The organism is Halomonas sp. BC04 (genome assembly GCF_000568385.1).
The window spans coordinates 19,918-39,833 of sequence record NZ_AZQX01000404.1 but is presented as its reverse complement, the minus strand read 5'-3'; the positions used below and the strand labels follow the sequence as shown (position 1 = coordinate 39,833).

Here is a 19,916-nt window from a genome sequence, read left to right as displayed (position 1 = left end):
TACTGATGTTGGCGTGGGTACCGGTGAGACTGGCGCGGAAGCTGGTGCCGGTGCAGGCGTTGGTGCCGATGCGGACTTCGACTCGGATGACGAGTGGGACGACGAGACCGACGAGTGGGAAGAAGAGAATGAAGAGGAAGAGTGGGAAGAGGATGAGGAAGACGATCAGGATTGGTAAGGCCTGATACTGCCAGGGATGGCGGTCACTGCCCAGGGACGGGCGGTGACGTCTCCTCAAGGTTGGTGCGCTAGCATCATCCGCCTCACCCGCCCCCGGCCATGCCGGGGGCGGTTCTGTTGTGAGGGGCATCCTGGCTGACCTGAAACGGTGCTATAGCCACCCGAGCCATTGCCACCAGAGAGAGTCCAGCGGCCACAGCAGCAATATGCTGAGCAGGGCGGTGACCAGGCATAGCCGAGCGGTTTCCCGTAGCGAGATGCGTGCTGCCAGGATACCGACAATCAGTGGCGGAGCCTGGTAGGGCAGCAGCACCGTAGAGAACCCCACCACCTGGGTCATGTAGACCGCTTCCGGCGACCAGCCGGTGATCTCGGCGAGCCCCGGCGCCATGGGAGTGAGGATGGCGGGAATGCCGGGCAGTGTGACCAGGGTGCCCAGCAACATGGCGAGCGCCGAAAGCATGCCAAAGGCGGCCGCATCGCTGGCCTCGCGCAGGGGAAGAACCGATAGCAGACCACCTGCCACGAGAGTGCCCAATCCACTCTGGTAGGCCAGGGCGCCGAGGCTGACGATGCCGGCGACATAGATAAAGGAGTCGAAGCTGATCGATTGCAGCGGCTTCTCGGCCAGCAGCCGGCTGCCGGGGAAGAGGCAGACAAGGGCCACTCCCATACCGATCCAGGCGGGCGATATGCCGTGCCAGGCATCGGTCATCCATAGCAATACCGCCACGGAGAGCAGGGCAGCCAACCAGCGCTCGGGTGCAGCGAGGTACAAAGATGGCTTCGGCTCACGGGTATGCGCCGGTGCCTGGCCGGGGAAGAGCCACAGCATGACCCCGATCAGCAGCAGCGTCTTGAGCAGGCCCAGCACCGGAAAGTGCAGCAGCAGGTAGTCGCTGTAGGTGGGCGGCGTGCCCAGCACCGCTTCCGCGGCCCCCATCAAGACGTTGTTGGGCACATTGGCGGGAAGTATGGCGTAGGTGGGCAGGAAGGTGCCCATGATGCCGCCGAGTATCAGCCCGGTTCTGGCCCGCTCCCCATGGGCATAGCCAGATGGTCGGCCAGAGTGGTCAGGATGGGGACCATCAGCAAAATTCGGCCCATGCCCGAGGGCATGAAGAACGCCATGGCCAGGCCCAGCAGAATCACGCCGATCAGCGCCCGGCGATAGGACCCTTCCAGCCAGGGACCAACGCCCTGGGCCAGCGTCGTGCCCAATCCGGTATATTGGATCGCCGCGCCGATGATGAGACCGGCGAAGACCAGCCAGGTTGCCGCCGAGCCGAAGCCGGCAAAAACCGTCTCCGCCGGTGCCACGCCGGCAAGGGTGCAGAGCGTGAAGAATACCAGCGCCGTCAGCCACTGCGGCAGCCAGCCGGTCGCCCAGAGCCCGATGCAGAGGCCGATCACCGCCCCCGCGCGAACGATTACCGGTGCCGCAGGCATTCCCAGAAGGAAAAGCGTGACGCCCACCAGGGCCACGAGCGATATCCAGTGGCGAGGTGTGGGCAACGACTTGGCGGCAGGCATGACGGCTCCGGGCGAGAGGGACAGCCGCAGAGTTTAGCAGGCGAAACACCTGCAGTGACCCCTATGGCTCGACCGGGGGAGCCTGCTTCGGGTGAGACTGCTGCCGGGGAGCCCGGCTGGCCTCAGCTTCTGGAAAGCCGGCGTGAATTGGCGCTGCTGCGGCGATGATAGGGCGAGAGAGTGCGACGGCCCGTGACCCACCAGGGGGTGTTCTGGCCGAAGGCCATCCCCAGCATGGCTTTCTGCATCTCGAAGCCGGTTTCCAGGCTCGCCTCGAGCTTCTCGCTCACCATGCGCTGGTTCTCCTTGATCACCCGGTCGCTGTTGGGGGCTTGGGTTTGCCATAGATTGTTGCGCAGGGCGATGGTGGAAAGCGAAGTCGACCAGAGTTCGAATGCCATGACCCCCAGCTGCCAGACGTCCATCATGGCTGCGGGGGTGTGGGGCAGAATAGGGGAATGGATCGGGCTTTTCATGGGGTCGCCTCTTCGTCAGGAGTCGGGGGCGGACTGCGGCCGCTCGGGCGGGCAGTGTGGGCGCCTCATTGCTGCGGTGCAATAACTCATGTTGCACCTGCCTTTCCAGGCGAGCCGACTTCGCAGTGCGAAGGGTCAGTATCTGTCCTTGGGTTCGCTTCGGTGTACGCCTTGCGGGAAGGCGGATCGCCTTCCCGCCGTTGCTCTCACTTCACCTTGGGATCCAGCTCGCCGCGCTCGTAGCGCAGGAACATCTCTTCGAGGTTGATCGGCTTGATCCGGCTGGCGTTGCCGGCGGTGCCGAAGGCCTCGTAGCGGGCGATGCAGACGTCGCGCATCGCCGTCACGGTCTCCTTGAGGAACTTGCGGGGATCGAACTCGGAGGGGTTATTGGCCAGGAAGCGACGTACCGCGCCGGTGGAGGCCAGGCGCAGATCGGTGTCGATGTTGACCTTGCGCACGCCGTGCTTGATACCCTCGACGATCTCCTCGACGGGAACGCCGTAGGTCTCGGGGATCTCGCCGCCGAACTCGTTGATGATCGCCAGCCACTCCTGGGGCACCGAGGAGGAGCCGTGCATCACCAGGTGGGTGTCGGGGATGCGGGCGTGGATCTCCTTGATGCGCTGGATGGAGAGGGTATCGCCGGTGGGCGGCTTGGTGAACTTGTAGGCGCCGTGGCTGGTGCCGATGGCAATGGCCAGGGCGTCGACGTGGGTCGCCTTGACGAAGTCGGCAGCCTCCTCGGGATCCGTGAGCAGCTGATCCATGTCCAGCTTGCCTTCGGCACCGATGCCGTCCTCCTCGCCAGCCATGCCGGTCTCCAGGCTGCCCAGGCAGCCCAGCTCGCCCTCTACCGAGACGCCACAGGCATGGGCCATCTCGACGGTACGGCGGGTGACATCGACGTTGTAGTCGTAGTCCATGGGGGTCTTGCCGTCTTCACCCAGTGAGCCATCCATCATCACCGAGGAGAAGCCCAACTGGATGGAGCGCTGGCATACCGCGGGGCTGGTGCCGTGGTCCTGGTGCATGACCACCGGGATATGCGGGAACTCCTCGATGGCGGCCAGTATCAGGTGGCGAAGGAAGGGGGCGCCGGCGTATTTGCGGGCGCCGGCGGAGGCCTGGACGATGACCGGGGAGTCGGTCCGGTCGGCGGCTTCCATGATGGCTCGCATCTGCTCGAGGTTGTTGACGTTGAAAGCCGGGACGCCGTAGCCGTATTCGGCGGCGTGGTCCAGCATCTGGCGCATGCTGATCAGTGCCATGAAATTATCTGCCTCTGTGTGCGATCGGTCTATGCAGTGACGGCGCAGCCGTAGCCGCGCCGATTAAGGGGTGCCGTGGGGCATGCTCAGCGTGCGGCAGCGTCTTCCAGGGCCTTCACCGCCGGCAGGGTCTTGCCTTCCACATACTCGAGGAAGGCACCGCCGCCGGTGGAGATATAGGAGACGCGCTCGCCGATGTCATACTTGTCGATGGCGGCCAGGGTGTCGCCACCACCGGCGATGGAGAAGCCGTTGCTCTCGGCGATGGCCTGCGACAGCGCCTCGGTGCCATGGCCGAACTGGTCGATCTCGAACACGCCGACGGGGCCGTTCCACAGGATGGTGCCGGCATCCTTGAGCAGCCCGGCCAGGCGCCCGGCGGTGTCGGGGCCGATATCGAGGATCATCTCGTCGTCGTTCACCTGGTCCACCGGCTTGACCACGGCCTCGGCCGATTCGGAAAACTCGGTGGCGACGACCACGTCAGTGGGCAGCGGGATCTCTACCCGGCTCATCAGTTCCTTGGCCTGGTCGACCAGGTCGGCTTCATGCAGCGAGTTGCCGACATTGAAGCCGGCCGCCGCAATGAAGGTGTTGGCGATACCGCCACCGACGATCAGTTGGTCGCACTTCTCGGAGAGCGCGTTGAGCACGTCGAGCTTGGTGGAGACCTTGGAGCCGCCGACGATGGCAACCATGGGACGCTTCGGTGTGGCCAGGGCCTTTTCCAGGGCGTCGAGTTCGGCGGCCAGCAGCGGGCCGGCGCAGGCCTGCGGGGCGAAGCGGGCCACACCATGAGTGGAGGCCTGGGCACGGTGGGCGGTACCGAAGGCGTCCATGACGAAGATATCGCACAGCTCGGCGTACTGCCGGGAGAGGGTCTCGTCGTCGCCCTTCTCGCCAACGTTGAAGCGTACGTTCTCGAGCAATATCACTTCGCCGTCGGCCAGGTCCAGGGAGGCGTCCAGGTACTCCTTTATCAGCGTGACCGGGCGCCCCAGAAGCTGGCCCAGATGCTCTGCCACCGGGGCCAGCGAGAACTCCTCGGCCGGCTCGCCTTCGGTGGGGCGGCCAGGTGGCTCATCAGCATCACCTTGGCACCGGCATCACGGGCGGCCTTGATGGTCGGCAGGCAGGCCCGAAGACGGGCGTCGCTGCTCACCTTGCCGTGCTTGACGGGTACGTTCAGGTCCTCGCGGATCAGCACGCGCTGTCCGGAGAGGTCGAGGTCGGTCATCTTTAGCACGTTCATCGGGGTGTCTTCCTCATCTGAGAAACCGAAGCGGGGTCATCGGGGCAGGGTCATCGAAACGGAGCATCGGAACAGGGTCATGGGCTGTCCGGGGCCATGGCCGCTAGCCGCTCGCTCACGTCGAGCATGCGGTTGGCAAAGCCCCATTCGTTGTCGAACCAGCACAGCAGCTTGATCAGGCGACCGCCCGCCACCCGGGTCTGAGTGGCGTCCACGATACCCGAGCGGGGGTCGTGGTTGAAGTCGCTGGAGGCCATGGGCTCCTCGGTGTAGCCCAGCAGGCCGGCCAGGCGACCCTGGCAGGCGTGGCGCAGCAAGGCGTTGACCTGGGCGGCCGAGGTGTCCCGGCGGACGCAGATCGACAGGTCCATGGCCGAGACGTTGATGGTGGGCACGCGCATGTGCAGGCACTCGAAGCGGCCGGCCAGGTGCGGCATCAGGCGGTTGATGCCGCGGGCCAGGCTGGTGTCCACCGGGACGATGGAGTGCATCGCCGAACGGGTCAGGCGCAGGTCGGTCTGGTGATAGGCGTCGATCACCGGCTGGTCGTTCATCGCCGAGTGCACGGTGGTGGTCACGCCGTGCTCGATGCCCAGCGCCTCGTCGAGCACGGTGAGCACCGGGATCAGGCAGTTGGTGGTGCAGGAGGCCGCCGAGACGATACGATGGTGTGGTGCCAGGGCGTCGTCGTTGATGCCGCAGACGATGGTGGCGTCCACATCGCTCTCCGCCGGCTGGGAGAAGAGCAAGCGACCGGCGCCGGCAGCGAGGTGGCGCTCTGCCGTGGCGCGATCCTTGAAACTGCCCGAGCACTCCAGCACCAGGTCGATGTCCAGCGCTTCCCAGGGCAGCCGTGCCGGATCGGCTTCCGAGAGGATCCGTATCGGCCGGCCGTTGACCATGAGCCGACCGTTTTCCGCCGTCACGCTGCCGGGAAAGCGGCCGTGGGTGGTGTCGTAGCGGGTCAGGTAGGCGATGGTGTCCAGGTCGGACAGCTCGTTGATCGCCACGACCTCCAGCTCGGGAGCATGGCGTTCTTCCAGGGCGCGCAGCACGCACTGGCCGATACGACCGTAACCGTTGATGGCGATACGATGGGCCATGGGGCTGCCTGGTACTCCAGAGGATGTAACACAAGCCGGCAATTCTAGCGCATTTTCAGGTCGAGCGTCTGCTCCTAGAGCCCCACCAGTCGCCACGCCAGGGGCAGGAACAGCGCGCTGAAGATGCCGGTCAGGCTCATGCCCAGTGATGCGAAGGCGCCGGCGGTGGTGCCGTATTCGAAGGCGCGTACCGTACCGATCACATGGCCGTTGACCCCCAGTACGAAGCCCAGTACCCGTTCATCGCGGATACCCAGCCAGCGGGAGAGCAGCCCGACGAAGGCGGTGGCCATCACGCCGGTGATCAACAGGCCGCCCATCATCAAGGGGATGACACCGCCGAGCTGTTCGGTGATGCCCATGGCGATCGGTGCAGTCACCGATTTCGGCGCCAGGGAGGCAAGCACCTCGGGCGTGGCACCGAGCAGCCAGGCGAGTCCCACCGAGTAGAGCGCGGCCAGCATGGCCGCCGGGGGCAGGGTGCAGAGTACCGGCAGCCAGAGCTCGCGAATGCGCGGCAGCTGCTGGTAGAGCGGCACGGCCAGCGCTACCGTGGCGGGGCCGAGCAGCAGCATCAGCCAGCCGGCGCCGGCGCGGTAGTCGTCGTAGTCGATTCCGGTGAGTGCCAGGGTAGCGGCCAGCAGCATGGCGGCGATCAGTACTGCGGGGCACCAGCTCGGCTTGCCCAGTCGGACGAAGAGGCGGGTGCCGGCGAGATAGGCGGCCAGGGTCAGGAAGATGGCCAGCATGGGTGTCTCGAGCAATACCGCCCTTAGCGGTGCCAGTCCCTCATTCATCGGCATCGGCCTTCGGCATGAAACGCAGCATCAGCCAGAGCGTGGTGGCGACGCTGAGCAGGGTGCCGAGCACCAGCGCCACGCCAACGATCAGCCACTGGCCGGCAAACGCCTCGACGATGAAGAACACCCCGACCACACCGGGCATGATCAGCATGGCCAGTATCGCGATCAACGGTTGGCTGGCGGACTGTATTTCCTGGCTGACGCGGCCTTTCGCCATCAGCCACAGGGTCAGGGCGAGCATGCCCACCACGCCGGGAGAGACAGGCAGGTGAAAGAGCCATACCAGGGTTTCTCCCAACAGCAGAAACCCCACCAGCCAGAGAAATCCGTAAAGCGATGACATGGCGATCCTTGGCAAGATGGCGTGACACAAAAAAGCGTGCGAAAAACGCGCATGCGGGGGCTTGAAAACCGCGCAGGCGCTCCTATTTGTCGTTACAGGAGGCCCGGGGCCAACCCGACGGCCTCATGACCCCAACCACGTAGGAGGTGTTCGTCATGTTCGGAGATCTCAGGCGTTTCGACAGTGGACCGCTGCGGGGAGCGGACCGGTTCCGGGAGCTGCTGGACGAGCTGTTTCCCGATCCTGGTGTCGCCAACATCCGTTCGGTTCCCAGCGGCAGTTTCCCCATGATCAACATCGGACGTACCGACGATGCGGTGCGAGTCTATGTCTTTGCCGCCGGGCTGTCAGCCGATGACCTGGAAGTGAGTATCCAGGATAACGTCCTGACGCTGCAGGGAAGGCGTGCCGACGACGACAAGGGTGACCAGGACAGTGGTCGGCGCCCCTACTTCCGCCGGGAGCGCAGCCGAGGTGAGTTTGCCCGCTCTATCGCACTACCGGAAGGGTTGGATGCGGATCGCGCTGAAGCACGCTCGCAGAACGGTGTCTTCGTGATCCACCTGCCCAAGCGCGAAGAGCTCAAGCCGCGTCGTATCGAGATTCAATCCGCATGATGCCTGACGACAGAGGGAGGTGAACCGCCATGAACGATATCACTCGCCGCGACACGCCCCGTGAGGCTGCCGAGACCCAGGCCCCGGAGCGGGACATCGGCAGGGCGCTGCAGCCGCCGGTGGACATCCATGAGGAGGGCAATGCCCTGCACCTGGTCGCCGATATGCCCGGCGTCACGTCCGACTCGCTGAGCATCGAGGTGGACAACAATGTGCTGACCATCGAGGGCGAGATTCGCCTCGACATGCCAGAGGGGATGTCGGCGATCTATGCCGAGGTGCAGGCCCAGCGCTTTACGCGCCGCTTCACCTTGAGCCACGAGATCGATACCGATGCGATCGAGGCCCGGCTCGACAAGGGGCTCCTGCACCTGTTGCTGCCCAAGAAACAGTCTCACCACCGGCGTCGTATCGAAATCAAGGCTGCCTGAGCGGCCGCCGCTCTTATGGGCGCTCTCCTCCGGGAGAGCGCCTGCATTTGCAAGCGAGGGCCGCGCTGGGTACGGTTTCCGCTACGCTGGGGAAAATGAACGCAAACCAAGGAGAGGAGCACCATGACAGATATTCCCCAACTACTGGGTGACGACGCCGAGTACCTGCTGGACCACCGTTGTCGCGGGTTTGCCCGTGAGCAACTGCACCTGCCTGGCCCCGACTTCATCGATCGCGTCGTGAGCGACAGCGACCGCAGCCCCGCCGTGCTGCGCAACCTCCAGGCTTTGTTCAATCATGGTCGCCTGGCGGGAACTGGCTACCTGAGCCTTCTGCCGGTAGATCAGGGCATCGAGCACTCCGCCGGCGCCTCCTTCGCCCCCAACCCGCGCTACTTCGATCCGGCTAACATCGTCGAGCTGGCCATCGAGGGCGGCTGCAACGGGGTGGCCTCGACGCTGGGGGTGCTGTCGTCGGTGGCGCGGCGCTATGCCCACCGCATTCCCATGATCCTCAAGCTCAATCACAACGAGACCCTGACCTATCCGGCGATCTATGACCAGACGCTGTTCGCCGAGGTGGAGCAGGCCCACGACATGGGCTGCGCCGCAGTAGGGGCAACCATCTACTTCGGTTCGCCGGAAAGCCGCCGCCAGATCATGGAGATCAGCGAAGCCTTCGAGCGGGCCCACCAGCTGGGCATGGCGACGGTGCTCTGGGCCTACCTGCGCAATCCGGATTTCAAGCAGGATGGCAAGGACTACCATGTGGCCGCCGACCTCACCGGTCAGGCCAACCATCTCGCCTCGACGATCAAGGCGGATATCGTCAAGCAGAAGCTGCCGGAAACCAACGGCGGCTACCGCGATATCGGCTTTGGCCATACCCATGCCAAGGTGTACGAAGAACTGACGTCCGATCACCCCATCGACCTGGCGCGTTTTCAGGTGGCCTGCTGTTATATGGGGCGTGCCGGGCTGATCAACTCCGGGGGTGGGTCCAAGGGAAATACGGATCTGGGCGAGGCGGTGCGTACCGCCGTTATCAACAAGCGTGCCGGTGGGATGGGACTGATCTCCGGCCGCAAGGCCTTCCAGAAGCCGGTCACCGAGGGCGTGGAACTGCTCAACGCGATCCAGGACGTCTATCTGGACAAGGGCGTGACTGTCGCCTAGGCAATAATCTGCACAACAGCCTGCGCGAGCGATTCGCCACCACCAATAAGAAGGGCACGACCGCAAGGTCGTGCCCTTTCTGTTACCGCTCGGTGCTGCCGGCAATCAGCCCAGCAGCTCCCTGGCCTGCTTGACCACGTTCTCTTTGGTGAAGCCGAAGTGCTTGAACAGGTCTCCCGCCGGGGCGGATTCACCGTAGGTGTGCATGCCGATCACGCGGCCGTCGAGGCCCACGTACTTGTACCAGTAGTCGGCATGGCCGGCCTCGATGGCGATACGCCGGGTCACCGCCTTGGGCAGTACACTTTCGCGATACTCGGCGTCCTGGCCGTCGAAGCGATAGGTCGAGGGCATCGAGACCACGCGAACCGAACGGCCCTGGCCTTCCAGCTCGGCAGCGGCGTCCATGGCCAGCCCCACCTCGGACCCCGTGGCGATCAGGATCAGCTCCGGCGTGCCATTGCAGTCTTTCAACACATAGGCGCCGCGCTGGATCTCCGCCAGCTGCTGCTTGCTGCGCTGCTGATGCGGCAGGTTCTGGCGCGACAGCACCAGGGCGGTGGGGCCGGAATTACGCTTGATGGCGGCATCCCAGGCGGCCGCTGTCTCCACTGCGTCGCAGGGGCGCCAGGTGCACAGGTTTGGCGTGGTACGCAGGTTGGTCAGTTGCTCGATGGGCTGGTGGGTGGGGCCGTCCTCGCCCAGGCCGATGGAGTCGTGGGTGAAGACGTAGATGGCACGCTTGCCCATCAGCGCTGCCATGCGCACCGAGTTGCGCATGTACTCCATGAAGATCAGGAAGGTGGCGCCGTAGGGAATGAACCCGCCGTGCAGCACGATCCCGTTCATGATTGCGCCCATGCCGAACTCGCGCACGCCGTAGTGCAGGTAGTTGCCGCTGGGATTCTCCTTGGAGATCGCCTTGGCACCATTCCAGAAGGTCAGGTTGGAGGGCGCCAGGTCGGCGCTGCCGCCAAGCAGCTCGGGTAGCTGCGGGCCCAGCTCGTTGAGGCAGGCCAGCGACGCCTTGCGCGAGGCGATGCTCTCGCCCTTCTCCTGTGCCTTCTCGATCAGCGCCTCGCTGGTGATCTCCGTCGGCAGCTTGCACTGGATGCGACGCAGGAACTCCTTGGCCAGCGCCGGGTGCGCATCGCGATAGCGGTCGAACCTGGCCTGCCACGCCTCCTGGGTGCTCTTGCCCGCCTCGCGGGCGTCCCAGCCCTGGTAGACCGGCTCGGGCACGTGGAAGGGGGCATGGGGCCAATCGAGCTGTTCGCGGGCCGCGGCGACTTCGTCGTCCCCCAGCGGGGCGCCGTGACACTCCTCCTTGCCCTGCTTGTTGGGGGCACCGAAGCCGATGACGGTCTTGCAGATGATCAGGCTGGGGCGGTCGTCATGACTGCGGGCCAGCTCGATGGCCGCCTTGACCTCGTCCGGCTTGTGGCCGTCGACGTTGGGCACCACGTGCCAGCCGTAGGCCTCGAAGCGCTTGGCGGTATCGTCGGTGAACCAGCCTTCCACCTCGCCGTCGATGGAGATGCCGTTGTCGTCGTAGAAGGTGATCAGCTTGCCCAGCCCCAGGGTGCCTGCCAGCGAGCCGACCTCATGGGAGATGCCTTCCATCAGGCAGCCGTCGCCCACGAAGCAGTAAGTGTGGTGGTCGACGACGGTGTGGCCCGGGCGGTTGAACTGGGCGGCCAGAGTCTTCTCGGCGATGGCCATGCCCACGGCATTGGCCAGGCCCTGGCCCAGCGGGCCGGTGGTGGTCTCGATGCCGGGGGCGTAGCCGAATTCCGGGTGCCTGCGGTCTTGGCATGCAGCTGGCGGAAATTCTGCAGCTCTTCGAGGCTGAGGTCGTAGCCGGTCAGGTGCAGCAGCGAATAGAGCAGCATGGAGCCGTGGCCGTTGGAGAGCACGAAGCGATCGCGGTCGGGCCATTTCGGGTCATTGGGGTTGTGCTTGAGATAGTCGTTCCACAGCACTTCGGCGATGTCGGCCATACCCATGGGGGCGCCGGGATGGCCAGACTTGGCCTTCTGGACGGCATCCATGGACAGGGCGCGAATGGCATTGGCCAGTTCGAAACGGGACGGCATTGGGTTGGCTCCTCACCTGCGGCAGAATGGGCAGTCCGCGACGGCACAAAAATGCCTGCCGGGTTTGCATTCTGGCTGGGGCGCCGCAGGATGGCGGCGGCGCGGTCGAATTTCGGCCGCCTATTGTCGCCGACTTGCCGCCGGTCATCAAATGGCGGGTGTCTCAAAAGGTACCAGCGTGTAAACTCTTTGCCCCGAAAACCCCGGATTTTCTCTCCTGCCGCATCGATTCCACCTGTATCGGCAGGGGCTGTTATCCTGACGAGAATTGCGCTGCCGCGTTTTGCCGTTACTCAGATGGTCGAGGATGCCCATGAGCGAATACTCCCTGTTCACTTCCGAGTCCGTGTCCGAAGGACATCCGGACAAGATCGCCGACCAGATTTCGGATGCGGTGCTGGACGCCATCATCGCCCGGGACAAGCACGCCCGTGTGGCCTGCGAGACGCTGGTCAAGACCGGCGTGGCGATCGTCGCCGGCGAGATCACCACCACGGCCTGGGTCGATCTCGAGGCGCTGGTGCGCGAGGTCATCACCGGTATCGGCTACACCTCCTCTGAAGTCGGTTTCGATGGCGAAACCTGCGGCGTGCTCAACCTGATCGGCAAGCAGAGCGTGGATATCGCCCAGGGCGTCGACCGTATCAAGCCCGAGGACCAGGGTGCCGGCGACCAGGGACTGATGTTCGGCTATGCCACCAACGAGACCGACACCTTCATGCCGGCGCCGATCCATTACGCCCACCGGCTGGTGGAGCGTCAGGCCGAGCTGCGCAAGCATGGTTTGCTGCCCTGGCTGCGCCCGGATGCCAAGAGCCAGGTCACCTTCCGCTATGACGAGGCCGGCATGCCCTGCGGCGTCGAGGCGGTGGTGTTGTCGACCCAGCATGACCCGGAGATCGACCCGGAAGAGCTGCGCAAGATGGTCAAGCACGAGATCATCGAGCAAGTGATTCCCGAGGAGTGGCTGACCGAGGCGACCCAGTACCACATCAATCCCACCGGCAAGTTCGTCATCGGTGGGCCGGTGGGCGACTGCGGGCTTACCGGCCGCAAGATCATCGTCGACACCTACGGTGGCATGGCACGCCACGGCGGCGGCGCCTTTTCCGGCAAGGATCCCTCCAAGGTCGATCGTAGTGCCGCCTATGCGGGCCGCTACGTGGCCAAGAACATCGTCGCCGCCGGCCTGGCCGACAAGTGCGAGATCCAGGTGTCCTACGCCATCGGCGTGGCCCAGCCGACCTCGGTGGCAATCAATACCTTCGGTACCGGCAAGGTGGATGAGGCGCGCATCATCGAGCTGGTGCGCGAGCACTTCGACCTGAGCCCCTTCGCCATCACCCGCATGCTCGATCTGCTTCACCCCATGTATCAGCTTACCGCGGCCTACGGTCACTTCGGCCGCGAGCCCTTCGAGACCTCCTACAGCTGGAAGGACGACAAGGGGCAGGAGCAGACCGAGACCTTCACGGCCTTTCCCTGGGAGCGGATCGATCGCGCCCAGGCGCTGCGGCAGGCCGCCGGCCTGTAGCCGTTGCCCGCATGCATCCCGCCCTGATACGAGACGCCCGGCCCTGAGCCGGGCGTTTTCGTCTGGCGCTCCATGATGCCCTTGGCTAGCGTGAAAGGGATGGCTTGGCATTGGCGCCCCCGCTGGGCCTATAGTGAGGGTCACCGATTTCATTCGACGAGGTGACGCATGAACCAGGCTGCTGTTTCTGCCCTGAACGCCCAGGACTACAAGGTTGCCGATATCACGCTGGCCGACTGGGGGCGCCGCGAGATTCGCATCGCCGAGACCGAGATGCCGGCGCTGATGGCCATCCGCAGGAAATACCACGCCCAGCAGCCGCTGGCGGGTGCCCGCATCGCCGGGTGCATCCACATGACCATCCAGACGGCGGTGCTGATCGAGACCCTGATCGACCTGGGCGCCACGGTGCGCTGGTCCTCGTGCAACATCTTCTCTACCCAGGATCATGCCGCGGCGGCCATTGCCGCGGCCGGCATCCCGGTGTTTGCCTGGAAGGGCGAAACGGAGGAGGAGTTCTGGTGGTGCATCGAGCAGACCGTGGAGGGGCCCGACGACTGGCGGCCCAACATGGTGCTGGACGACGGCGGTGACCTCACGGCCCTGCTGCACGAAAAGCGCCCGGAGCTGCTCGACGCCATCCACGGCATCTCCGAGGAGACCACTACCGGCGTGCACCGGCTCCAGGAGATGCTGCGCGACGGCTCCCTCAAGGTGCCGGCGATCAACGTCAACGATGCGGTGACCAAGTCGAAGAACGACAACAAGTACGGTTGCCGCCATTCGCTCAACGATGCGATCAAACGAGCCCTGGATCACCTGCTGGCCGGCAAGCAGGCGCTGGTGGTGGGCTACGGCGATGTGGGCAAGGGCTCGGCGGCGTCGCTGCGCCAGGAGGGCATGATCGTCAAGGTCGCCGAGATCGACCCGATCTGCGCCATGCAGGCGTGCATGGACGGTTACGAAGTGGTCTCGCCCTATGTGGACGGCGTCAACCGCGGGCCGGAGAGCGTCGACCGGGCACTGCTGGGCCGCATCGACCTAGTGGTGACCTGCACCGGCAACATTCGCGCCTGCGATGCCGCCATGCTCGGTGCCCTCAAGGCCGGTGCCGTGGTCTGCAATATCGGCCACTTCGACAACGAGATCGAAACCGGCTACATGCGTCGCCATTGGCACTGGGAGGAGATCAAGCCCCAGGTGCACAAGGTCTACCGCGACAGCAAGCCGGGCAGCTTCGACCCGGCCAGCGGCGACTACCTGCTGCTGCTCTCTGAAGGCCGTCTGGTAAACCTGGGCAACGCCACCGGCCACCCCTCGCGCATCATGGACGGCTCCTTCGCCAATCAGGTCCTGGCACAGATTCACCTCTATGAGCGGCGTTTCGCCGACCTGCCCGAGGCGGAGCGGTGCGGCGGCCTGGCCGTCACCGTACTGCCGCGTCACCTCGACGAGGAGGTGGCCCGCTACATGGTCGAGGGCTTCGGCGGGGTGCTCACGCGCCAGACCGAGGATCAGGCCGACTATACCGGGGTGCCTGTGGAGGGGCCTTTCAAGCCCGATACTTATCGCTACTAGTGCGAGCCGAATGAGCTGAACTTTACGAGAAACGCCGCCCTCAGGCGGCGTATTCCTTCCATTGCGCGACTCGAGCTCAGCCCACCCCGGTGAGCCGCATCAGGCCGTCCAGGTAGAAGGGGATCAGCAGGGGGGCCGCCAGGGTGGTCAGGAGTACGGCGATGGCACCCTTTTCCGGCCGGATGCCCAGCTCCATGGCGACCACCACCACATTGGCGGCCATGGGCACCACTCCCACCAGCAGCAGGGCCATGGCCAGCTCGATCGGCAGCGGGTAGAGCGCCTGCAGGCCGAGCACGGCCAGCAGAGCGACCAGTGGCCAGAGCCCGAATCGCACCGCGACGCAGGCGGCGATGAAACGGCCGTCGAACTCCCGTATCGAGACGCGGCTCAGGGTCATGCCGATGATCATCATGCCCAGTAGCGTGTAAGTGGCTGGAAACACCGCCAGTCCCTCCATGAGCGGGGCTGGAACCGTCAGCCCCAGGCCGCTGGCCAGCAGGGCGGCGAGAAAGGCGTAGACCAAGGGCAGCCGGATGATCTTGACCAGGCTCTGGCGTACCGAGAACTGCCCCCGGGCACTGAGATAGAAGCCCACGGTGAACTCGTAGAGAGTGACCCCCAGAACACAGAACAGGTAGAGGGTCACCCCTTCGGGGGGCAGCAGGATCATGGCAATCGGCAGGCCGAAATAGCCGGTATTGCCGGTGCCGGCCGAAAAGGCGAGCAGGGCGCTCTCCTGCGGGGGGAGGAAACGCTTGCCGGCCAGGTTGACGAGGATGGCCATGACACTGGCCAGCGTGAACAGGGCCAGGGTCAGCAGCAGGTAGCCCGGCGTCGGACCGCCGAGGGTGAGGCCGCGAAAGAAGGTGAGCGGGGCGATGAGATAGATCAGCAGCGTGGCGATCGGCCGTGGGTCCACAGCCAGGTGCCGAGCCGCCAGCCAGCCCAGTCCGACGAAGGCCAGCAGCGTCCAGAGGGGGCCCATCAGGGCGCCGGGGTCGATCATCGTCTTTGCCAATCCCTTGTCGAAAGCTGCCATGATGCCTGGCAAGCGTACTGCTGTCAGCGCTCAACATGACCGACACTAATGCACAGGCGCGGAAACTTTCATTGGTCAGCCACTGGGCCGGTCGGCAAAATGGTCACCAACGCACTCGAAGCAGAGTGATCGATAATTCACGGCGTAGCTCATGTGGCTCGCCGGGTGAAGACGAGAGGTTGACCGATGAGTACCCAGGCACACCCGCTAGGTATCAGTTTCGAATTCTTTCCGCCTAATACTGACCTAGGGCGCGAGAAACTGATGGGTGTGCGCGATGCGCTTGCCAGTCGCAGCCCGCGTTTCTTTTCGGTGACCTACGGCGCCGGCGGCTCCACCCAGGCACGCACGCTCAGCACGGTGCAGACCGTACGCGAGTCGGGTATCACCACCGCACCCCATCTCTCCTGCATCGGTAGCGAAAAGGCCCAGCTGCGTGACCTCCTCCACCAGTATCGCGAACAGGGCATCGACAGCCTGGTGGCCCTGAGAGGCGACCTGCCTTCCGGCATGGGCGGCATCGGTGAGCTGCGTTATGCCAATGAGCTCGTCGAGTTCATTCGCGAGGAGACCGGCGATCACTTCGAGATCGCGGTGGCCGCCTACCCGGAGTCCCATCCCCAGGCCCCCAGCTTCGAGAAGGACCTCGAGAACTTCGTGCGCAAGATGAGGCGGGTGCCAACCTCGCTGTTACCCAGTATTTTTTCACCGCCGAGGCCTATTTTCACTTCGTGGAGCGAGCGCGTGCAATGGGCGTCGAGGCGCCCATCGTCCCCGGGATCATGCCGATCACCAATTACACCAAGCTGGCGCGCTTCTCCGACGCCTGTGGCGCCGAAATTCCCCGCTGGATCCGCAAGCAGCTTGAGGCCTATGGGGATGATAGCGAGTCCATTGCGGCCTTCGGCGAGGAAGTGGTGTCACGGCTGTGCCAGCGCCTGCTGGATGGTGGGGCGCCGGGCCTTCACTTCTATACGCTCAATCAGGCGACCCCCAGCCTGCGCGTTCTCGACAACCTGAGCTGAGCCGAGGGCAGCCGCGCTGATACTCGTCATGACGTCGAGACGCTGGTCTGCGGCATATCGTCAAGAAGGCAGATAGAGGAACGCAGATGGCCCCGCCAAGGCGGGGCCATCTGCGCTGGTGCTGCCGATGCCGGCGGTTAGTCGGCATTGTCGGTTGGCATGGTCTCGTCGTCGGTGACGTCTGTCGCTTCCTCCGCTTCCTCCGCTTCCTCTACCTCCGGGCGCATTTCGGGGGGCAGCATGGCACTCGGCACATCGAGGCCCTGTTCCTCGTAATAGCGCACCGCCCCTGGGTGGAACCAGAGCACATCGTTCTTGTCGAGGTGTTCCGCCCGGGCCTCGGCCATGGCGGGATGGATCGCCTCCATGGCTTCGGGATCATCCAGCACCAGTTTCATCAGCTCATAGACAAAGCTTTCGGGAAGATCCTTGTGGCCAATGGCGAAGTTCCAGAAGGCCACCGACGCATGGGGGGTATCCATGGCCGCGTAGGTATCGGCGGGGATCTCGAACGAGGCGACCGGGAAGGTCTCCATCAACGTGGCTTGTTCGGCCTCGGTCAGCCCGAACATCCGCACGTCATGGTTTCGCTCGAGACGCTGGAAAGCGCTGATCGGCAGGCCGGCGCAGAAGGCAAAGGCATCGCTGAGGCGGGAGGCAGGTAGTCCGCCAGATGATTGGCCCCGGCGTACTGGAGGTGGGCATCCTCGACGCCCAGGGCGTCCAGAAACTGCGGCCAGTAGGCGGCACAGGTGCCGCCCATGGGGCCTACGCCGACCCGCCTGCCGCTCAGGTCCCCGATGCGCTCGATACCCGAATCCGCCAGTGTCACCACATGGAAGGGCGTCTGGTACATCGGGAACAGCGCGCGGACGTTGCGCATTTTCTCACCCGGGGCGGCCACGCCTTCTCCGTCCCACAGCTCCCGCGCCGGGCCCAGGGTAACCAGGCCCAGCTCCGCTTCACCCGTATGGACCAGTGTCATGTTGTGGTAGGGCCCGCCGGTAGCCTGCGACAAGGCAAGAACATCCAGCTTGTCGCTGATGTGGGTCACCAGGCCGTCGCCAACGACCTGATAGGTGCCGCCAAGGGAGGCGGTACCCAGCAGGACCTCTTCCGGCCAGTCCGACCGGTCATCAGCGAGGGCGGCGGCACTTCCGACCAGCAGGGCGCTGGCGGCGACAAGTGGACATAGGGTGGAGAACCGTCCCGTACTCATGGCGCACCTCCTGTCACTGTGGCGGTAAAGCCAAGGTGGTGAAGGCCACCTTGGCTCACGCCCCTACCTCGGTTCAGGCCGAGGTCTTGGGATTGGCCTTCAGCGCCGCCGCCTGCCAGACGAACACCAGCCCACCGATACCCAGCCCGACCAGGTCGGTCATCCAGCCACCCGCGATCATCGACAGCGCCGCCCCGAGGAGCAGGACGCGCTGGACGAGGTTGGCGATGCCGTTGAGGAACCACCCCTGAACGGCGGCAGCCAGCAGATAGATGCCCACCCCGGCGGTGATGGCAACGCGCAGGATCTGCGTCCAGGTACCGTCCATCAGCAGTGCCGGGCTGTAGAAGAACATGAAGGGCACGATGAAGGCGGCCAGGCCGAACTTGAAGGAGGTCATGGCCGTCTTCAGCGGGTCGGTCCCGGCGATCGCCGCGGCGGCATAGCCGGCCAGGGCCACCGGCGGTGTTATCGCCGAGAGCACCGCGTAGTAGAACACGAAGAAGTGTGCGACCAGCGGCGGGATGCCGATCTGCTGCAGGCCGGGGGCGACCACCGAGGCGGCAACCGCGTAGGCCGCGGTGGTGGGCATGCCCATGCCCAGCAGGATCGAGATACACATGGCGAAGAACAGCGCCAGCAGATGACTGGCATCGGCTATGCCCAGCAGCATGGAGGCGAAGCGGGCACCGACCCCGGTCAGCGAGATGACCCCTACTATGATCCCGGCACAGGCACAGACGGCGATCAGCGGAATGGCCATGCGTGCACCCAGCGACAGGGCGTTGAGCAGCGCCTTGGGCCCCATCCAGTGCGGGGTGAACCAGGAGACGACGGCGGCGCTGACCATGGCCAGGGTGCCGGCACGGATCACCGAGTAGCCCATGAACAGGGTGCCGATCAGGATGATGATGGGCAGGAAGAGGTAGACCTGCTTGACCAGTTTGCGGAACTGCGGGATCTCGTCCTTGCTCATGCCCTCCATGCCGTCGCGACGCGCTTCCAGGTCGACCATCAGGTAGATGGAGAGGAAGTAGAGCGCGGCGGGAATCAGCGCGGCAACGGCGATCTCGGTATAGGGAATACCGGTAATCTCGGCCATGATGAAGCGCCGGCGCCCATGATCGGCGGCACGATCTGCCCGCCGGTGGAGGCGGCTGCCTCGATGCCGCCGGCACTGCGGGGATGGTAGCCCACCTTCTTCATCAACGGGATGGTCAGCGAACCGGTGGCCACCACGTTGCCGGCGGAGGTGCCGTTGATCATGCCCATCAGGCCGGAAGCGAATACCGCCACCTTGGCGGGGCCGCCCCGCGCACGGCCAGCCGCGGCGAAGGCAAAGTTGATGAAGTAGTCACCGACCTTGGAGGCCTGCAGGAAGGCGGCAAAGGTGATGAAGAGAATAATGTACGTCGACGATACGGCGGTGGTCGGGCCGAGGATGCCGTTGTCGGTGTAGAGATAGGTGAAGAAGCGCGAAGCCGAGTAACCGCGATGTTCGAGAAGGCCCGGCAGGTAGGGCCCGGCAAAGGCATAGGCCAGGAAGACACCGGTGATGATGATCAATGCGAGGCCGGCCACGCGACGGGTCAGTTCCATGATCAAGGCCACGCCCACGGCGGCGATCATGAACTCTGTCTGCCCGGCAAAGGGGGTGCCGGCGGCCATGCGCCAGCGATTGAGTACGAGAACCAGGTAAGCGGCAACGAGGATCGACGCGACGATCAGGATGGCATCGGCCCAGTGGATGGAGCGGCTGGAGCTACGCCAGATCCAGCTGCTGACCAAGGCAATGGTGGTGGCGAATACCAGCGACCAGCTCAGGTGGACGACCAGCCAGTTGGCGGGCGGCGTGCCGGTTTCCCGCATGTACCAGGCATAGAGGATCGTGAAGGTGGCATAGGTGATGGCAGCGGCTGCAGGAATCAGGGCGAACCACTCGAGGCGATTGATGCGCACCTGCTCGGGGCTGCGATCCAGGGTCATGGCCGCGGTGATGGCAAAGCCGACAGCGAGGCCACCGGCCACGTGGATGATGCGAAACGTCCAGGTCTCGATGGGAGAGACATTGAGCGCATAGAGGTGCATGGCCGTGAACAGCACACAGGCGGCGAAGACCGTCTGGCCGACCAGGCCGGAGAGTACGCGCTCGTTATGTGCGATGGGGATGTCAGAGACCCCATCAGTGCCGATCTTGGGTGCGGCTTCATTGGGTTGGGTTTCGTGAGTCATGCCGG

General features: G+C 64.7%; 15 protein-coding genes and 4 pseudogenes. 6 read left to right on the top strand and 13 right to left on the bottom strand.

Annotated features, from left to right (window positions below; all coding sequences use genetic code 11):
- Positions 1–331 precede the first annotated feature (331 nt).
- From Q427_RS26920 to Q427_RS26890, 8 genes and pseudogenes are all read right to left on the bottom strand, one after another.
- Positions 332–1,183, bottom strand: a complete 852-nt coding sequence (locus Q427_RS26920) for an SLC13 family permease (protein WP_269321329.1) — start codon at positions 1,181–1,183, stop codon at positions 332–334.
- A gap of 14 nt (positions 1,184–1,197) precedes the next feature.
- Positions 1,198–1,713, bottom strand: coding sequence for an SLC13 family permease (locus tag Q427_RS35800; RefSeq protein ID WP_269321328.1), 516 nt, complete (start codon positions 1,711–1,713; stop codon positions 1,198–1,200).
- A gap of 122 nt (positions 1,714–1,835) precedes the next feature.
- Positions 1,836–2,189 (bottom strand): hypothetical protein, encoded by a 354-nt coding sequence (locus Q427_RS26915; RefSeq protein ID WP_043518593.1) that lies wholly within the window; start codon positions 2,187–2,189, stop codon positions 1,836–1,838.
- A gap of 206 nt (positions 2,190–2,395) precedes the next feature.
- Positions 2,396–3,460 (bottom strand): class II fructose-bisphosphate aldolase, encoded by a 1,065-nt coding sequence (gene fba, locus Q427_RS26910; RefSeq protein WP_043518592.1) that lies wholly within the window; start codon positions 3,458–3,460, stop codon positions 2,396–2,398.
- Positions 3,461–3,546: 86 nt separating this feature from the next.
- A pseudogene (locus Q427_RS26905) lies at positions 3,547–4,712 on the bottom strand (phosphoglycerate kinase).
- Between the two features lie 77 nt (positions 4,713–4,789).
- Complete coding sequence (locus Q427_RS26900; RefSeq protein WP_043518589.1) at positions 4,790–5,815, bottom strand: type I glyceraldehyde-3-phosphate dehydrogenase; 1,026 nt, start codon at positions 5,813–5,815, stop codon at positions 4,790–4,792.
- A 74-nt stretch (positions 5,816–5,889) separates the two neighbouring features.
- Positions 5,890–6,612, bottom strand: a complete 723-nt coding sequence (locus Q427_RS26895; RefSeq protein WP_043518587.1) for an LrgB family protein — start codon at positions 6,610–6,612, stop codon at positions 5,890–5,892.
- Complete coding sequence (locus tag Q427_RS26890) at positions 6,605–6,961, bottom strand: CidA/LrgA family protein (RefSeq protein ID WP_043518585.1); 357 nt, start codon at positions 6,959–6,961, stop codon at positions 6,605–6,607. Before Q427_RS26890 ends, Q427_RS26895 begins: the two co-directional genes overlap by 8 nt.
- Before the next feature lie 155 nt (positions 6,962–7,116).
- Here Q427_RS26890 and Q427_RS26885 point away from each other — a divergent pair, with 155 nt between their 5' ends.
- From Q427_RS26885 to Q427_RS26875, 3 genes are all read left to right on the top strand, one after another.
- A complete protein-coding gene (locus Q427_RS26885; RefSeq protein ID WP_043518584.1) occupies positions 7,117–7,578 on the top strand; it encodes an Hsp20/alpha crystallin family protein in 462 nt (153 codons plus the stop codon).
- 29 nt (positions 7,579–7,607) lie between these two features.
- A complete protein-coding gene (locus Q427_RS26880) occupies positions 7,608–8,009 on the top strand; it encodes an Hsp20/alpha crystallin family protein (protein ID WP_043518583.1) in 402 nt (133 codons plus the stop codon).
- 123 nt (positions 8,010–8,132) lie between these two features.
- The gene (locus Q427_RS26875; RefSeq protein WP_043518582.1) at positions 8,133–9,185 is read left to right on the top strand and encodes a class I fructose-bisphosphate aldolase; all 1,053 of its coding nucleotides are present in this window, start codon (positions 8,133–8,135) and stop codon (positions 9,183–9,185) included.
- Between the two features lie 105 nt (positions 9,186–9,290).
- On the opposite strand, the pseudogene tkt reads toward Q427_RS26875, so the two are convergent.
- A pseudogene (tkt, locus tag Q427_RS26870) lies at positions 9,291–11,281 on the bottom strand (transketolase).
- Positions 11,282–11,594: 313 nt separating this feature from the next.
- Here tkt and metK point away from each other — a divergent pair.
- Both metK and ahcY read left to right on the top strand, forming a co-directional pair.
- Positions 11,595–12,815 carry a methionine adenosyltransferase gene (metK, locus tag Q427_RS26865; RefSeq protein WP_043518581.1) on the top strand — a complete coding sequence of 407 codons (1,221 nt, stop codon included), beginning with the start codon at positions 11,595–11,597 and terminating at the stop codon, positions 12,813–12,815.
- Positions 12,816–12,983: 168 nt separating this feature from the next.
- Complete coding sequence (gene ahcY, locus Q427_RS26860) at positions 12,984–14,393, top strand: adenosylhomocysteinase (RefSeq protein ID WP_043518580.1); 1,410 nt, start codon at positions 12,984–12,986, stop codon at positions 14,391–14,393.
- A gap of 76 nt (positions 14,394–14,469) precedes the next feature.
- On the opposite strand, the gene Q427_RS26855 is transcribed toward ahcY, so the two are convergent.
- A complete protein-coding gene (locus Q427_RS26855) occupies positions 14,470–15,435 on the bottom strand; it encodes an AEC family transporter (RefSeq protein WP_231613944.1) in 966 nt (321 codons plus the stop codon).
- A gap of 186 nt (positions 15,436–15,621) precedes the next feature.
- Here Q427_RS26855 and metF point away from each other — a divergent pair.
- Positions 15,622–16,460 (top strand): annotated as a pseudogene (gene metF, locus Q427_RS26850) (methylenetetrahydrofolate reductase [NAD(P)H]).
- 137 nt (positions 16,461–16,597) lie between these two features.
- On the opposite strand, the gene Q427_RS35795 reads toward metF, so the two are convergent.
- From Q427_RS35795 to Q427_RS26840, 3 genes and pseudogenes are all read right to left on the bottom strand, one after another.
- Entirely contained in the window at positions 16,598–17,074 is a 477-nt protein-coding gene (locus Q427_RS35795; protein WP_269321330.1) for a TAXI family TRAP transporter solute-binding subunit, read from the bottom strand.
- Entirely contained in the window at positions 17,020–17,679 is a 660-nt protein-coding gene (locus Q427_RS35790) for a TAXI family TRAP transporter solute-binding subunit (protein ID WP_197030838.1), read from the bottom strand. The genes Q427_RS35795 and Q427_RS35790 overlap by 55 nt, the downstream gene beginning before the upstream one ends.
- 73 nt (positions 17,680–17,752) lie before the next feature.
- Positions 17,753–19,911: pseudogene (locus tag Q427_RS26840) on the bottom strand (TRAP transporter permease).
- Positions 19,912–19,916 lie beyond the last annotated feature (5 nt).

What these genes read in the sequence shown, in the direction of transcription:
- Q427_RS26895 (WP_043518587.1), bottom strand. Translation starts at nt 6,612, where the DNA reads ATGAATGAGGGACTGGCACCGCTAAGGGCGGTATTGCTCGAGACACCC.
- Q427_RS26855 (WP_231613944.1), bottom strand. Translation starts at nt 15,435, where the DNA reads ATGGCAGCTTTCGACAAGGGATTGGCAAAGACGATGATCGACCCCGGC.
- Q427_RS35800 (WP_269321328.1), bottom strand. Translation starts at nt 1,713, where the DNA reads ATGCCTGCCGCCAAGTCGTTGCCCACACCTCGCCACTGGATATCGCTC.
- Q427_RS26890 (WP_043518585.1), bottom strand. Translation starts at nt 6,961, where the DNA reads ATGTCATCGCTTTACGGATTTCTCTGGCTGGTGGGGTTTCTGCTGTTG.
- metK (WP_043518581.1), top strand. Translation starts at nt 11,595, where the DNA reads ATGAGCGAATACTCCCTGTTCACTTCCGAGTCCGTGTCCGAAGGACAT.
- Q427_RS35790 (WP_197030838.1), bottom strand. Translation starts at nt 17,679, where the DNA reads ATGAGTACGGGACGGTTCTCCACCCTATGTCCACTTGTCGCCGCCAGC.
- Q427_RS26915 (WP_043518593.1), bottom strand. Translation starts at nt 2,189, where the DNA reads ATGAAAAGCCCGATCCATTCCCCTATTCTGCCCCACACCCCCGCAGCC.
- fba (WP_043518592.1), bottom strand. Translation starts at nt 3,460, where the DNA reads ATGGCACTGATCAGCATGCGCCAGATGCTGGACCACGCCGCCGAATAC.
- ahcY (WP_043518580.1), top strand. Translation starts at nt 12,984, where the DNA reads ATGAACCAGGCTGCTGTTTCTGCCCTGAACGCCCAGGACTACAAGGTT.
- Q427_RS26885 (WP_043518584.1), top strand. Translation starts at nt 7,117, where the DNA reads ATGTTCGGAGATCTCAGGCGTTTCGACAGTGGACCGCTGCGGGGAGCG.
- Q427_RS26920 (WP_269321329.1), bottom strand. Translation starts at nt 1,183, where the DNA reads ATGGGCACCTTCCTGCCCACCTACGCCATACTTCCCGCCAATGTGCCC.
- Q427_RS26875 (WP_043518582.1), top strand. Translation starts at nt 8,133, where the DNA reads ATGACAGATATTCCCCAACTACTGGGTGACGACGCCGAGTACCTGCTG.
- Q427_RS26900 (WP_043518589.1), bottom strand. Translation starts at nt 5,815, where the DNA reads ATGGCCCATCGTATCGCCATCAACGGTTACGGTCGTATCGGCCAGTGC.
- Q427_RS26880 (WP_043518583.1), top strand. Translation starts at nt 7,608, where the DNA reads ATGAACGATATCACTCGCCGCGACACGCCCCGTGAGGCTGCCGAGACC.